We start from the raw sequence: 14,441 nt of genomic DNA on the forward strand, positions 1-14,441 counted from the left end.
TAGCCACTTCACTAAATAGCGATATCAGGGCATCGCTTTTCTAAGCTTACTTTCTTTTTCTCCATCCCAATACTTGCAATCCAGCTCCACAAAAACAGAACTATAAGCTAACGTTTCATTGGTTTTAATGACCAGCACTTTAAACAACTTCGACGCATCATCCAGTTGTTTAAAAACACTATCATGTGCCAGAGTCTGTACATTCATCCCTTTCAGCACCCCATCCAAGTGTTTGCGGTAATCGTTTATACCCGGGCTATCTGCTTCCTCAATAAAGGAAAGCTCCTTATCGTTGTACACGATGGGTTTGATATGTGTTTCTTTATGCACCTCATCCATCACCTGCTCCAACACCTTTGTCAGGGGTTCATCCACATAGATATACTCCATCCCCGGAGCTGTCTGCATGGGGAATGCTTTATCCACCACCAATATCCAGTTTCTATGCCCCATTAAAGGGAGCTGCTCACGCAGCTCCTCTTTCCATGTTTTCAACTGCCTATCCTCTGCAGCACCTCCTGCAGGCTCCTGGCAGCTCACTGCCGCACTTAACATGGCGCCTAGCAATGCAAAACTTAAGACTCTTCTTATGCCCATACCAGCTTCAAATTATCTCCTTTTTGCAATCTTAGCGGCTCCTTAAAAGCAACAACAACCTTATCTCCCTCCTCGTTCACAGCCGATATGCCCACAGACTTACCGTTCACCAATGCAGCGAGCTGTGCCTTTCCAACCTTCTTGCCAGCTACTTTTCCGATACCGAAGGTCTGTAGCTGCAGGTCGCCATAACCTACTGATAAATTATAATCAGCCGTACTGCCCGCTATCTGTTGCTCGTACGAACCCCACGCCTCTGCCGTTGTGTAAGCCGCCTTAAAATTATTGGCCGACAATTTCGGAGAAAAAGCCAAATACTTCTTTGGGCCGTGGTATTCATAACCGCAGGCATTGATAAAAGTACCGTAGCTCGCCATAGCCCTTGCGTAGTGATCGCTACATTCTATTTCATTAAAGGGATTTCGCTTTGCGGCATGGTAACGATCGTGAATAGCCCTTGTCAGGATCAAACTCTCATCAATCATCCCCTCGGCCATCATGTGTGCGGCCACCTGATGTTCAAAACCACTCATACACTCATGGAAATAGCCCAATTGCCAAGTTTCATTTTCGCCGTAAGGTTTCTGTTCATCTTTCGGGTTTGTATTCATCACCATCCCTCCCTCTCCTGGAAGCGCATACGGTCTTCCATTCAGGTGGGTTTTAATATACGGTCCTACATCCATCGTAAAATTATACTTCCAGAGAGCCTTTAAAGCCGACAAAGTCTTTTCCTTATCGTTAATACGTGGCATCCCCAGCTGAAAAGTCCAGGCCTGACCATATACCTGATCGATATGGCAGGTATTGTAAGAGCCCAGTTTTTTACGTCCAAACTCCTTATTCGGTCTGTGAATATAATATTCACCATTAAACAACTCCTTATCCATATTCGCCGTACCCAACTTCACATAATTGGCACAACGTTTCTGAAACTCGGTATCTTCCACCTCTTCCGCCATGTACTCGCCTGCGCGTATAGCGGCCAAGGTTAAACCTACAATCCAGGCAATCTCCCCTTCCCATACCGCATCCAAAGTATTCTCCATAGGTGTATCCGTCATGCCGTCTCCATTCTTATCCTGATCGATGATAAACTGTATAGCCTTTTTAAGATTTGCCCAGTTTTTCTTCAAGAAAGCGTTATCTTTCGACATCTGATGATCCCGGTAGAAACGCAGCACCACACCGGCCTGTCCGTCGATAGCGGGCCTGCTTTCGTATTCAGCGCGAAAGATAATCCCGCCCGTTTCGGGCCTAAAGCCCACACCCAAGTCTGTTGTCTCCCGTAGGTTACGCTCTAAGTCGGGAAATATACGCCCCATAGCCTGCCCATATTGCCACACATGCGTACAGGTTCCGGCACATGCCCCTACCCCTTCCCAGCCCCAAAAGCGTCCCGAACCAAAGCGCATGGTATTGGCCGTCGCCAATGTTCCGATATTCACAAACGTGCGGTCCAAAAACCAATGTGGCAAGGTCGAGTCGTTCCAAGTTGCTGCCCAAGCTAAAGTATTCCCATTCAAGCGCTCGCTATGCTGGGCATAATACGCAGCCACTGCCAGCGCATCCTTATACTGCTTACCATAACAATACCCCTCCTGTGCATCTTTCAGCTTTTCCTGCAATTTAGGGTGCGGATTATTAAAATGCCAGCTTACCGCATACGACACGCTGGTACTTCCACCTGCAGGTATACTTCTCTTTAGGCTCAAACTTCCCACCTGCAAATCATCAAAGCTCACTTCATTCTTTGCAATAGACTGTAGCAAAGCACTCGGTGCTATAGGCCATGACTGCACCGCAGCTACCGCTACCGCGTCTTTGTCGTTACAATAAATAGCCATCGTTCCGTAATCTCCTGCTTTCAGCTCCTCGCTAGGCACCTCATCACAAGCAAAGAAAATAGTCTGTCCACCGTCCACAGGCTGTGCAGAAGCCACTTTACGTACTTTAGAAAAGTTCTTTCTATTCTTAAACACCCCATTTTCCATCCAACCGCTAATCACCACATCGAGCGCTTTACCTGTTTTGTTTTTAACATCCAGGTGCAAAGAAGCCAAAGGCAAAGATGAATTCTCCACATCTAAAGGAATAAATGGCGAGAAAGCTGTCAGCACTACATCTACCGGAAAATCGTTACTGCGATAAGTCACTGTACAAGTCGGGTAAGATGGTTCAAATATAATCTCGTCCCAATGGTTCTCGCGCAGCTCCTTCACCAATTGTTTGCCACCTTGCTCCACCGAAATTGCAAAGCCCTGTTCGAGCACCCTCAGATTGTCGGCAATCGCGGGCTCTATATACGCTGCGCCATCTCTCGGGCGCACGGGCACAAGCTCTTTCCCGTTATTCCATTGCACAAGCTTCGTCTCAATCCCTTCCTTTGCCCCGTCGTAAGCATCATTATATACCTGCCACAGCCACAGCCTTCCATCGCCTCCAATATACACTGTTCCTGTATGCAGCCCACCTACCGGCATCCCGATATACTTCAATTCGTTTTTAGACTTCGTATAGCTTATTTTTTCGCCCCGTTCATACAGGGAAGATAGCCACTGTGGATCGATCTGCTTTTCGGCCGGGATATTATGTACCGGTTGTTGCCAAGCAAATACACTTCGTGACCAAGCCGGAAACTGCGCCGCTAACACCCCCAGACCAACCAGACTGGAATTCTTCAAAAAATTTCTTCTGTTCATATCTTTCATTTACTTCTCTATTATACTCGTCCTTTGTCTACCAGCCTGTATTCTGTGGTAGTAAATTCTTATTCTTATCAATTGCACTTTGCGGCACCGGCCATTTGTAATGCTTCGCTGCATCAAATATGCGTTCCTGCGCCAAATATCGGGGCTTGCTCCAATCGCCCACCTTATCATTTGGGTTGCTGTTTATTCCCTCTGCTGGTACGCTCAATACGTCTTCTGCAATCTTCCATCTCAAAATATCAAAGTAACGCTTGTGCTCTGCCACAAACTCATGCCTGCGTTCCTCGCGGATAAGCTTCCTCATAACCGCTTGGTCCGCCAGCTCGGCTGCCTTCACCGGCACCAGTCCGGCCCTTTTTCTGATCTTATCGACCGCCTCTTTAATCTGCGGATCGCCCGGTTTATACTCATTCAGAGCTTCTGCCACAAGCAGCAAGGTCTCCGCATAACGGTAAATCGGCCAATTGGCAAAACCACTGGAAGGCTTACTATATTCGGGTTCATTAAACTTCAGATACATATAGCCCGTTATTCCGCCTCCCTCACTATTAATCTTTTCGGGCATATTGTAGCTGGGGTGCGGCTGGTAGGCCGTATGCGTGCCATTGGGGCGTAACACTGGCTCTCCAGGCAGCATAAAAGTCTTCTTCAAACGTTCATCCCTATTTTCCCAAGGCTTTGTCGGGTCATACTTGGCCGAATTCTGTATACTTTCTCCATCCGTACACAGGTACGAATCTATCAGCTCCCTTGTCGGGCAGAAACTCGCCCAGCCCGAACCTGTAATGCCTGTACCCGATGGCGATGCCAATACCGGCAGCATATGCGTAATCTTATCTTCCACATACTGTCGGGCCAAAATCACCTCTGTTGTATTTAAATTATTCTCCTGCTTAAACACAGCTGCATAATCATCCACTAAGTCATAGCCCATGCCCATCACCTTAGCCGCAGCTTCATAAGCTTCTTTCCAAAGATCGTTAGCAGCCTGGCCTTCATGAAACTGGCTCATACTTGCTTTATACAGCAATATATTTGCTTTCAGCATATAAGCTGCTGCTTTATTCACGCGTCCTAAATCAGCTCCTGTATAGCGGTCAGGCAGACGCCCCACTGCAAACTCCACATTCTCTAAAGCATACTCCAGCACTGCTGACTTTGGCGAACGTGGTAAAGCACTTTCCTCCAAGCTCAGCGGTTTTTCTTTAATCAGGGGGATGTCTCCAAAATGCTGCACCATTCTGAAGTACTTCATGGCCAATATAAAACGTGCTTCTGCTTCAAATCTGTTTTTCTTATTTTCATCAAAGCTCATCTCCGTCAAACGCTCTAGGTAGTAAAGACATTTACGTATATCGTCATATTTCCATTCTTCTTCCAGGTATTCTGTAGCGGCATTATGATTGCCCATACTGATATAGCCCAGCCCTTTCTCCCCCCATGCATTGGTCATCACTGAATTGTCGCTATGCGAATCTTTCCAGAAATCCCGTTCTCCGGGCAGCACCGTGTATACTGCATTTAAGCCTACCAATGCATCATTTTCTGTTTTCCAAAATGTTCCTTCCGAAGCCTCCGACAGCGGGTCTCTATCCAGGAAACTCTCGCAGGATAGCGTTGTAAAAGCAATAGAAGTTGCTAATGCTGCTTTTAATATATAATTGATCTTCATGATATCATTAAAATTTAAGGTTTACACCAAACGAAAAGGTCCTCGCCAAAGGATAATACCCGCCCTCTGGGTCAAAACCTTCGTAATTTGTTAGCGTTGCGAGGTTCTGTGCCGATAAGAACAAGCGTAAACCGCTAAGTTTATACTTTTCTACCAGCTCCTGCGGAAACGTATAGCCTACCTGCACGTTCTGTATTTTAAAGTAATTAGCGCTGCGCAACCAATAGCTCGAATACTGCGTATCGTTTGACGTATTCTGCAAGCTCAACCGTGGGTACGTTGCGTTCGGGTTTTCGGGTGTCCAGTTATCGATATGCATCGGGCGTGCATTCTGTGTAAGGAAAAATGCCCAGCCTTCATAGCCCGATATATACCTTGCATTTTGCAGTAAGCCATAAAAATTGGCCGATGCATCCAAGTTTTTCCAGCCTAAATTGATGTTCATGCCCACGCGTATACTTGGCTTATCGCGCAGTATTACCCGGTCTGCTCCGTTGATGACACCATCTTCGTTCTGATCCTTATAGCGTATATTTCCAGGTACAATATTCGCGCCCTGCGATGCTGCATTTTTAATTTCCTCTTCCGTCTGAAACAGCCCCATCGCCTCATAACCGTAAGCCAAATTATACCGGCCCCCTTCAGCTGTATACGTATTATCCTGAATCCAAGGGCCTGTTCCTGCTAGGTCTTCCACCTTATTTCTTGCAAAGGAAGTATTCATATCCACACCCCAGCGCCAGTCGCCTTTTCTATCTGCATACGACACCATAGCCTCCAGCCCGTAACTCTTCATCCGCAATAAATTATTATACGGCCCACCTAAGCCAAACTCTGCCGGCACAGGCGGTGCATACAAAATCTGGCTACGTTTATTGATAAAATAATCCACCGTCAGGTTCAGTTTATTAAGCAGCCCCATATCCAAACCAAAGTTCGACTGCTCCGACCGCTCCCAACTGATCCGTGGATTTATAGCGACATTATTCCATGCACCCGGCACCACTGCCCCGTTAAAACCATACATCGCCGAATTATAGGATAACACCGCAGCCGTCGCATAATAGCCCACCTTTTCAGCATCGCCCAATATCCCCCACGACCCTCTCAGTTTCAAACTCGACAACCAGTCGGTGGAAAAGAAATCCTCCTGGTGTATATTCCAGCCTGCTGAAAACGAGGGGAACACGCCCCAACGGTGTCCGGGCGCAAAACGCGAAGACCCATCAGCCCGCACATTGGCCTGAAATAAATATTTCCCTTCATAGTCGTAGTTAAAGCGCGAAAACAACGATTGTATAGCCACCTCACTGCCTTTACCAGAAGCCTGCATATTTGTTTGGCCACCACTATTCAACACATGTATATCATCGAAAGGCAAGTTATCCCGAAAGGCCGAAAAATCCGTCGTCTTAAAGTATTCCTGCGAAAAACCACCTAGCAACTTAAAATTATGCAAGCCAAAGCTTTTCGCATAATCTGCCGTTAGCTGAAACATATTCCTATAGCTGTTATCTACGCCCTCTGTCAAGGAAGTCACCCTATTCTCCACCGACGCCACATTCCCCTGCTCATCATACAATTGGTAGGTGCTCACCCTATTTTTCGACCAATTATCGTACGTATACCTCGAGAAATTACCTTTAATCTCCATTCCCTCGATCGGCCTATAGCTCAATTCGAATATCGCCATCAGCTCTTTATACTTCTGCTTATTAAAGCCCGACTCGTACACGCCGGCTATGGGGTTGCCTGCAATGGACGACCCCATGCCGTACTGCCCAAGCGTATTTCGTATAAAACTCGTAGGCGCTACCCGTGTTGCTTGCGTCTGCCATATTTCCGTTCCGCCCTGCGGTGCATTGATATAGGTTTCGGTATATTGGATATTGGCGCGTGCATCAAAATTATCTGCTATTTTGAAAAGCATATCGGGTTTAAAAATCACCCGGTTATAATTATTGTTTGGGAGTGTTCCTCCCTGATAATCGTGCGAAGCTGAAAACCTATACCTTACTTTTTCCGAATTGCCGGAAAGCGCCAGGTAATTATTATTGATCAATGTATTCTTCTTGTAAATCTCCTCATACCATTTGACATCGGCATACTTCCCGTCTTTCAAAGCCTGTAAGCCCGCTTCGCCATACAGCGCCTCTTTCCCATCGTTCAGTAGCGCTCTATCCCACAGCTTCATAAAATCCTCCGCGCCCACAAAGTCGATCATAAACTGCGGCGACTGCACCCCCACCGAGCTATTCACCTCGACGGTTAATTTATCGATAACCTGTCCGCTTTTGGTTGTCACCAAAATCACTCCATTTGCCGCTCTTGACCCATATATGGAAGCTGAAGCTGCATCTTTTAAAGTAGAAATACTCTCAATATCATTGGGGTTTAATGTATTTATATTACCGGGTACACCGTCAATCAGCACTAGCACACCCGAACTTCCTCCTATCGTAGAGGTACCGCGTATATTCAGTGAAGCGCCACTGCCCACTGCGCCACTGCCCTTGCTTACATTCAATCCTGCTACCGTACCTGCCAACAGTTCCTGCACGTTGGTCACGGCTCTTGACTTTAAAGACTTCTCTACATCTACTGTCCCGATAGCCCCTGTCACATTGCTGCGTTTTTGCGTTCCATAGCCCACCACAATCTCTGCAATATCAATCTTAGAAGCCGCCAAAGTAATCGTTATATCCTTCTGCCCGTTCCAAGTAAACAGCTGTGCTTCGTAGCCCAAAGAAGTAATGGACAAATCGCTCTCCAAGGGCACATTCGTAAACGAAAAACGCCCATTTTCATCCGTCTGCGTCCGCACGTCAGTCGCTCGGGCATGCACGGTCACCCCTCTTACCGGCCTACCGTTTTCATCAATAATACGGCCAGACACAGCGTTCTGTACACCAACTTCGCTTTCTGCCGTTCTTATATTTCTGTTTGCTTCTGCTATAACAATCGTATTATCTTTCACAGACCAGGTCAGGTTTTTATCTTTCAAAATCGCCTGCATAGCCTCTTCTAGGTTTGCGTTCTTCAATTTTACCGAAACGGGTATATTGGCCGTATTCGTCCCTGTAAAGAAAAACGAATAGCCCTCCTGCTTCTGTATAGATTTCATTACCGTCTTCAGGGGCTGCCTCGTGGCTACTACGCTAATTTTCTGCGCCTTTGCTACAGCTATTGTTTGAAAAACAGAGGCAACCAGTAAAATAACTGTCAACTTCATGGACAATAGGATTCTTTTTGTAAAGAAGCGTTTATGCCACTCTACAAATGATTTATAAAACATATCTTTGTAATGTTTGATGGTTATGATTTAGTTTAATTAGCTAGCGTTATCAACGCCTTTCATGCCTTCATCCATCATTGAGCGGTGTTCGTAGCACTGCTCAATAACTCTTTGATAAATAGCATAACTTTTAGGTTTACGTTTTTACTTTTTTCCTATCCTCCTTTCATCTTTAGGTTTTTATCGTTCTATTTATCAACTACAATCAGTTCTTTTTGCTCGCCATTGGTCTTCATTTTAAAGCGCAAGCCGGCCGCCTGCAGAATATCCAGCACCACACTTAAGTTTTTATTCCGCTCGATGATCCCATAAAAAGGCACGTTCAGATGCTTCCCTTCGTAGCTTACCGTGATATCATACCAACGTGCGAGCTGCTCGAAAGCCTCGCCCGCTTCTAGGCCGTCAAACTGGAAGAAGCCATTTTTCCAGGCTATGGCTTGCTCCACGTCCACCTCCTTCACCCTAAAGCCCTTCTCATTATACAGGCTTTGCTTGCCTGCCGTCAGGTGCACGGCGTCTTTATCTTTGGCCGATACTGCCACCCGTCCCTCTACGAGGGTCGTCTTAATTCCTGCTGCTTCCGGATAGGCCGAAATATTAAACTTCGTCCCCAAAACTTCCAGTAGCTGCGCACCACTGCGCACCAGGAACGGTACAGACTGTCCACCCTGTTTCCGCGCTGCTACCTCAAAATAGCCTTCGCCTAGAAGCTCTAGCTCTCGGCTGCCTGCTGCAAACTCTGCCGGAAACATCAGCTTAGAGCCCGCATTCACCCACACCCGTGTGCCATCTGCTAAAAGTATCTCGTAATAACTTTTTGCCGGCACTTCCAAGGTCAGGCTTGCATTGGGCAGTTTTTTAAAAGCCGACCATTCTGCGGTCGTCAACAGCTGCTCGCCGTTTTCATAGCGAATACCATCTGCAATCTGCAGCGCTTTGCTCCCTTCTTTGAGCGGAATCACCCGCCCGTCTGTCATTTTTAAAATACCACTATTTACGCCCGGCGCAACCTGCGCTATTTCGGGATACCGTGCCACATCGTATATTTCTACAGCAGCCGAGCGCTGGCTTAAATAATTAACCCCCACAAACAGCAATACCGCCGCTACTGCCGCCGCATAATACCAGATACGTGCCCCTCCTGACCTTTTCTTTTGCGCTGCAAACGAACCGCCGTTTTCCACAATACGTTCCTTCACGGCAGCCGTCAACCTGCTAACATTATCTGCCGTGTCTGTTTTGTAATTGGCCTCATGAAAAATCGTCACATCGACCTTCCAATCTTGCTTATGCAACACATCCTCAAAAAAGACTCGGTTCTTAGGGTCTGCATCCAGCCATGAAGAAAGCTCCTGTTCTTTTTCCAAAGACAGTTTACCTTCCGCATATTCTTTTATTAAACTTGCAATATTCTGTAGATCATACATAACGTCGGTCTTTATCTAGTTATACATTTTTTCCATTCATACCTTAGTAAAAAAGACACATTAATTTAACAAACAAATTAACGCACTCATTATCAACCCAGAAAACAGCATCATCAAGCAGTTTTATAGGTTGATCCATTTGGAAAAATAAAAATAGAGGAATTAAAACAACCAGGTAAACACCAGGTACAGGAAAAAGTCACGGCCTTTGAATGTCTTCCGTAGCGATTGTAATGCTTTTGATTTTGCGTAAAACACCGTGCTTGTTGTTGTGTTCAGGGCCTCGCAGATTTCCGCGGTGCTGCATCCTTCCAAGTAGCTCATCTTAAACACACGTTTCTGCTGTTCGGGCAGTTTGTCCAGCTCTTTGTAAAGCATCTCAATAAACTCCGCATAAATAATATTATACTGAATGTCCTGGTCGTCGGCATATTCGAAGCTCTCATAGCCGCTTTCAAAAACAGGTAAATTTTTATTTTTTTGCAGGTGGTTTAGGCAAGCGTTCTTCGTTACCCGAAATAAGAAGCTATACAAATGGGAGTCTGTTTCTATCTTACTGCGGTCTTGCCATAACTTAAAGAATGTGTCGCATACTATTTCTTCCGAGGCTTCCTGATTTTTGGTCAGCTTCAGGGCAAAGAACGATAACTTTTGAATATATTTTTGAATATAATGGTCGAGGGCAAACTCTTCTCCCCGCTTAAAGTCTTCAAAATAACTATCGATTTGCATTCGTCTTGCCTAATATTGATACGTAAGCCCCTAAGTTAGTTTTTTTCAATCACAGTCAAAGTTAAAAAATATATTGAAAATAGCTTAGCTCGACTAGCCGCCGCCAAATACTTTCCTTTTCTGTTCAATTGCCGATATCAAAGTAACCCACGTTTGTCGTTATATAGATCGAGGCTAAGCGATATATCGCAGGCTAATCCCCCCCCTCCACTCACACTACATAAACCCAATAAACACTAGATTACGAGCAACTTATGTGACAATCGGTTAGGGTCACAACTGTGATTAAAGCGTTACAGCCTTGTTTATAGGCTTTTATCGGGTAAATATTTCGGTTTCGCTTTTATATTGGTTAGCTTTAAGGAGCAATAGAATATATAACCCTACTTATATTCCAAAGTTATGAGAAATACCCTATTATCAATTTACCACAACCAGAAAGGGAGAGAAGGCCCTCCTATTACTTTTAATTTTCCAGAGCCCGATCCCGATGGCAGCGTTCACCTCGGCAGAATAAACGGTGGCGGAAAGAGCTGGCAGTCCAAATCACTGGTTATTACGGGCATCGGCCGGCTGCTCTGCTACAGGCAATATCAGGTTAGCCAGCCTGTAACGTTCATCAACGCCCCCTCCGAACCCGTCGTCTGCCTACGCCTAAGTATAGGCAGGAAATCCACTCTCGGCTATCAAGAAGAGAAAAAACCTTTACGCCTCGGGTTCTTAGACAACCGCATTTTCTGGCAGGGAGACCGCATTACCGAAAACCGCATATGGCCAGAGGAGTATGCCGTTCTGGAGCTGTATTATCGCCCGGAATGTCTTTCCCATCTAGCCGATAGAACGACCGTGATGGACATCATCGACCAATCGCTGGGCGAAAAAAGCAGCCCTCTTGACCACTATGTATTCAGTGGGTCCAAAGAATTGGACGATTTTATCTTGGACATGCTCCACGAGCTTGATACCATGAGCATCTCCATAGATCGTTTTCATCACCTTTGCGACTGCCTTTTCCTACGATGCATTGGCGAAAAAGTACAGGTAGAGCCTAGGCCCGATATGGATGATGAACAGCCCAAAAAAAACAGCTATCGGCTGTACCAAGCTTCTCTAAGTGAGCAGGAAATATTATCCGACTTAGAAGATATTGACCGTGCCGGACTACTGGAAGAAGTTAACAGCCTACTGGCTGAAACACAAAGCCTAAGTCAAAAGTTAAAGCAGGAGCAAGAACTTCATTTTGAACTAAAAAAAATAGGCGACGCTATCCGCAAACATACCTTCGAAAAACTAGGAGCAGATTATATGCGGGCAGCCCGTATTCTTTCAACTTGGCACAAAAAAGATAAAGGGCTCGCTAACAAAGAGAGGAAATTCTTAAAACAAGCTATCTTGAGTGCCTGCCTAACATCCTTTAACATGCGCAAACCCACAAGAAAAGACCTTGACTTTTATGAAAAGTTATCTGGCAAGCGACACACTTATACCCGTATCGAGCACGATGCTTTCAAAGACTTCTTGTCGCTACTCCTTCCATCGTCGCCGCCCACCAAACTGTCTGATTCAATCCCCGCCGATGGTATGCCAGCGGCTCAGGAGCTTTTCCTGGAACATCTCCGTGAGGTCTTTGGTTTGAAAAGTCTAGAAGAAATAAAAAGACAAACCGACAAAGAAAAACCCAAAGAGGTTTCCCAGCTTTACGAAACGTTGATGGACCACTACAGCGATACACTTGAACTAGGCAAGAACGGCGAAATAGTGCGAAGCGATATTGTACGTGAACTGGACAATGCCTATCAGCGTAATGACCTACTGACCCTTTTATTGATAGAGTCTGAAAGCATTGCCCTTGACCCTGAATATATTTCCAAGCTAAATGACGATAGGCTGCGCTGGTTGATCACTTCCCTTCGCTTAGAGCGGGAAGACCAGCAGTATTTATTGCACGAAACGGAAGAAAACCTGGCTTTTTATGACCTACAGCGCTTTCATCACTTTGGTGATGACTTCAAGAAATTCTGCCGACAACTAAAAAACACCATGAAAAAAATGGCTCCTTACTGCGACAAATTTTCAGAGCTCATCGCTGATATCACGGCTCAGCCCTCGGCACTCAAAGCCATCATACTGGCCGAGTGTATTATAGAAAGTAAGAAACAATAGTAGCTCATAAAGGTGTTTTTATATCCCTGATTTCAGCCAATTTTGCAACATATTTTCTGGTTTCCTTGGTCATTTATTTCAATATAAATACCTTCGTTGCCAGATTATATATAATCGTTAATAGATAAACGGATGAAAAATTGGATTGGGCTTTTATTATTATTTTTCACTCTTACTTTTGTGGGGTGTAACACGGGTGCTCAGCAAACAAAAAACGAAAACCAACCTACAAAACACCCCATAAGCCTTGCCGATTTTAAAAAGGTAAAAGGGGTAGATAATGTACAGGAAGTGCCTTTTCAATTGCATACCCAGTTAGATACTGTGCGGTTTTATTTGGCTCCTCATCAAGATTCAGCTTTTGTAAAGATACCTTATCATAAACTGGACAATTACTATGGCTTCAAAGAGTTTGATGATTTCTACTCGATACACTACAGCATAGCAAACAATTTATCCAATAGCATCGAAGCCTTCGTGCTAAAATCGGAGTTTACGGCCTCATCTGACCTGACATTAAAGGGAATAAATCTTTACGAAATCAGAAGTAGCACCTATATGGACAGGCCTGATTTGGATAACAAATCGTTTGCTCCATATGGCACCATAGAAGAAGTAACGGCCGATGAATACCGTGCAGCCCTTCCATCGAAAACAGAAGAAGTGTTTTCAAAAAATCCGCATGTAAAGCTGAAGGATAACGACTGGATATACAGCAAAGACGGACAAGAGCAAAAGATTCAACAACATGAAAATTTAGAAACCGAAGATGGGGTATTATCCTATCAATATATTGGGCGTTCTGATTTTTTGAATTTAGAGATTTTTAAAGAGGATAACCTGGATCTCAACAACTCTTATCATGTTTTCTATAATCCTGAAGCAGAATTCTCGATGGATTTATTTACCGCAGGCTATCCTCATATTATCCCCTCCATCAACAGAGTTTCTGCCATTAGCAATAATAATGATGTAGGCGTAGATTTTTTAGTCGCTCAATACCTGCCAGAGGAAAAAAAGCAGATCAATCAGTTGTACGTTAATTTTACAAATTTCAAATTTTCGGATGATACCAAAGGCTTTTGGATAAACCACGACACATTTTATGCAGAAGTATACCCTACGAATTCGGCTCCGGAAAATGGAAAAAAACAAAAACTGTCGTATATCAAAATCCAACTAAAACCCACCTTGTTTAACTAAGGTTTACAGATTATTATCATGAAAAAAACATTCCTATTATTGCTCCTTTCGTTGGGTAGCTTGATGACGATGGCCCAGACTTTAAAAGTCGTGGTAAAACAAAATGGCAAAGCCGTAAAATCTGTAGACGATGTCTACGTGCTTAAAAAATCGACGTTTCAGTTCGAGATACAGGCCGATCAGATCGAAGGCTTTTTGTTGGGCGTAACGACGGACGAAAATCATTTTGGAGAAGCGGTTGATTTTTTAGAACCCGATGAGCCCTGGTTTCAAAATACGGGAATGGCAGAAGTGTTATATAATCAAAACCAAGAGTTGTACCTCATGGAAACCGCCCCTTCTTACTGGTACTATACAAACGAAAACGACCACCGTTTTGATAGAAATCCGATAGGGACACCTGAAAAATGGACCGGCACCCGCACCATTACAAAACTGTACGACATCACGGCCCAGCAAGAAGTAGCGCTAAAAGATATAGAAACCAGCCTCTATATTTATATGTACGACCCCGAGTATGATGACAATTATACGATGATCGGGAAAAAGACTCTATTCTTTGGCGAGCTAAAATTTGTGGATTAAGCATGTGCATATTTTTTGCTAAGAAAAGCTGTTCTCACGGGAGTAAATTAGCTTCA

9 protein-coding genes are annotated in these 14,441 nt (G+C 44.8%); 3 read left to right on the top strand and 6 right to left on the bottom strand.

Translation table 11 applies throughout. The annotated features are described in order from the left end of the window. Nucleotides 1-24 precede the first annotated feature (24 nt). The 6 genes from ORI89_RS06205 to ORI89_RS06230 form a co-directional block, all read right to left on the bottom strand. Nucleotides 25-597, bottom strand: a complete 573-nt coding sequence (locus ORI89_RS06205) for an RbsD/FucU domain-containing protein (protein ID WP_268229575.1) — start codon at nucleotides 595-597, stop codon at nucleotides 25-27. Then, nucleotides 588-3,299 (bottom strand): GH116 family glycosyl hydrolase, encoded by a 2,712-nt coding sequence (locus ORI89_RS06210; protein ID WP_268229576.1) that lies wholly within the window; start codon nucleotides 3,297-3,299, stop codon nucleotides 588-590. Before ORI89_RS06210 ends, ORI89_RS06205 begins: the two co-directional genes overlap by 10 nt. 37 nt (nucleotides 3,300-3,336) lie before the next feature. Continuing rightward, the gene (locus ORI89_RS06215; RefSeq protein WP_268229577.1) at nucleotides 3,337-4,980 is read right to left on the bottom strand and encodes a RagB/SusD family nutrient uptake outer membrane protein; all 1,644 of its coding nucleotides are present in this window, start codon (nucleotides 4,978-4,980) and stop codon (nucleotides 3,337-3,339) included. Between the two features lie 7 nt (nucleotides 4,981-4,987). Further along, nucleotides 4,988-8,275: a SusC/RagA family TonB-linked outer membrane protein gene (locus ORI89_RS06220; RefSeq protein WP_268229578.1), complete on the bottom strand. Its 3,288-nt coding sequence runs from the start codon at nucleotides 8,273-8,275 to the stop codon at nucleotides 4,988-4,990. Between the two features lie 188 nt (nucleotides 8,276-8,463). After that, the gene (locus ORI89_RS06225) at nucleotides 8,464-9,702 is read right to left on the bottom strand and encodes a FecR family protein (protein WP_268229579.1); all 1,239 of its coding nucleotides are present in this window, start codon (nucleotides 9,700-9,702) and stop codon (nucleotides 8,464-8,466) included. Between the two features lie 162 nt (nucleotides 9,703-9,864). Next, on the bottom strand, nucleotides 9,865-10,434 hold the full coding sequence (locus ORI89_RS06230) for an RNA polymerase sigma factor (protein WP_268229580.1): 570 nt from the start codon (nucleotides 10,432-10,434) through the stop codon (nucleotides 9,865-9,867). Between the two features lie 402 nt (nucleotides 10,435-10,836). Between ORI89_RS06230 and ORI89_RS06235 the strand changes: the two genes are divergently transcribed. The 3 genes from ORI89_RS06235 (at nucleotide 10,837) to ORI89_RS06245 (ending at nucleotide 14,385) form a co-directional block, all read left to right on the top strand. Beyond that, nucleotides 10,837-12,597: a hypothetical protein gene (locus ORI89_RS06235; protein ID WP_268229581.1), complete on the top strand. Its 1,761-nt coding sequence runs from the start codon at nucleotides 10,837-10,839 to the stop codon at nucleotides 12,595-12,597. Between the two features lie 132 nt (nucleotides 12,598-12,729). Then, nucleotides 12,730-13,800: a hypothetical protein gene (locus tag ORI89_RS06240; protein WP_268229582.1), complete on the top strand. Its 1,071-nt coding sequence runs from the start codon at nucleotides 12,730-12,732 to the stop codon at nucleotides 13,798-13,800. Between the two features lie 18 nt (nucleotides 13,801-13,818). Then, nucleotides 13,819-14,385, top strand: a complete 567-nt coding sequence (locus ORI89_RS06245) for a hypothetical protein (protein WP_268229583.1) — start codon at nucleotides 13,819-13,821, stop codon at nucleotides 14,383-14,385. Nucleotides 14,386-14,441 lie beyond the last annotated feature (56 nt).

The organism is Sphingobacterium sp. UT-1RO-CII-1, from assembly GCF_026711005.1.
Taxonomy (GTDB): domain Bacteria; phylum Bacteroidota; class Bacteroidia; order Sphingobacteriales; family Sphingobacteriaceae; genus Sphingobacterium.

Coding starts and splice junctions, on each gene's coding strand:
- ORI89_RS06225 (WP_268229579.1), bottom strand. CDS start 9,702: ATGTATGATCTACAGAATATTGCAAGTTTAATAAAAGAATATGCGGAA.
- ORI89_RS06215 (WP_268229577.1), bottom strand. CDS start 4,980: ATGAAGATCAATTATATATTAAAAGCAGCATTAGCAACTTCTATTGCT.
- ORI89_RS06240 (WP_268229582.1), top strand. CDS start 12,730: ATGAAAAATTGGATTGGGCTTTTATTATTATTTTTCACTCTTACTTTT.
- ORI89_RS06210 (WP_268229576.1), bottom strand. CDS start 3,299: ATGAACAGAAGAAATTTTTTGAAGAATTCCAGTCTGGTTGGTCTGGGG.
- ORI89_RS06205 (WP_268229575.1), bottom strand. CDS start 597: ATGGGCATAAGAAGAGTCTTAAGTTTTGCATTGCTAGGCGCCATGTTA.
- ORI89_RS06230 (WP_268229580.1), bottom strand. CDS start 10,434: ATGCAAATCGATAGTTATTTTGAAGACTTTAAGCGGGGAGAAGAGTTT.
- ORI89_RS06220 (WP_268229578.1), bottom strand. CDS start 8,275: ATGTTTTATAAATCATTTGTAGAGTGGCATAAACGCTTCTTTACAAAA.
- ORI89_RS06235 (WP_268229581.1), top strand. CDS start 10,837: ATGAGAAATACCCTATTATCAATTTACCACAACCAGAAAGGGAGAGAA.
- ORI89_RS06245 (WP_268229583.1), top strand. CDS start 13,819: ATGAAAAAAACATTCCTATTATTGCTCCTTTCGTTGGGTAGCTTGATG.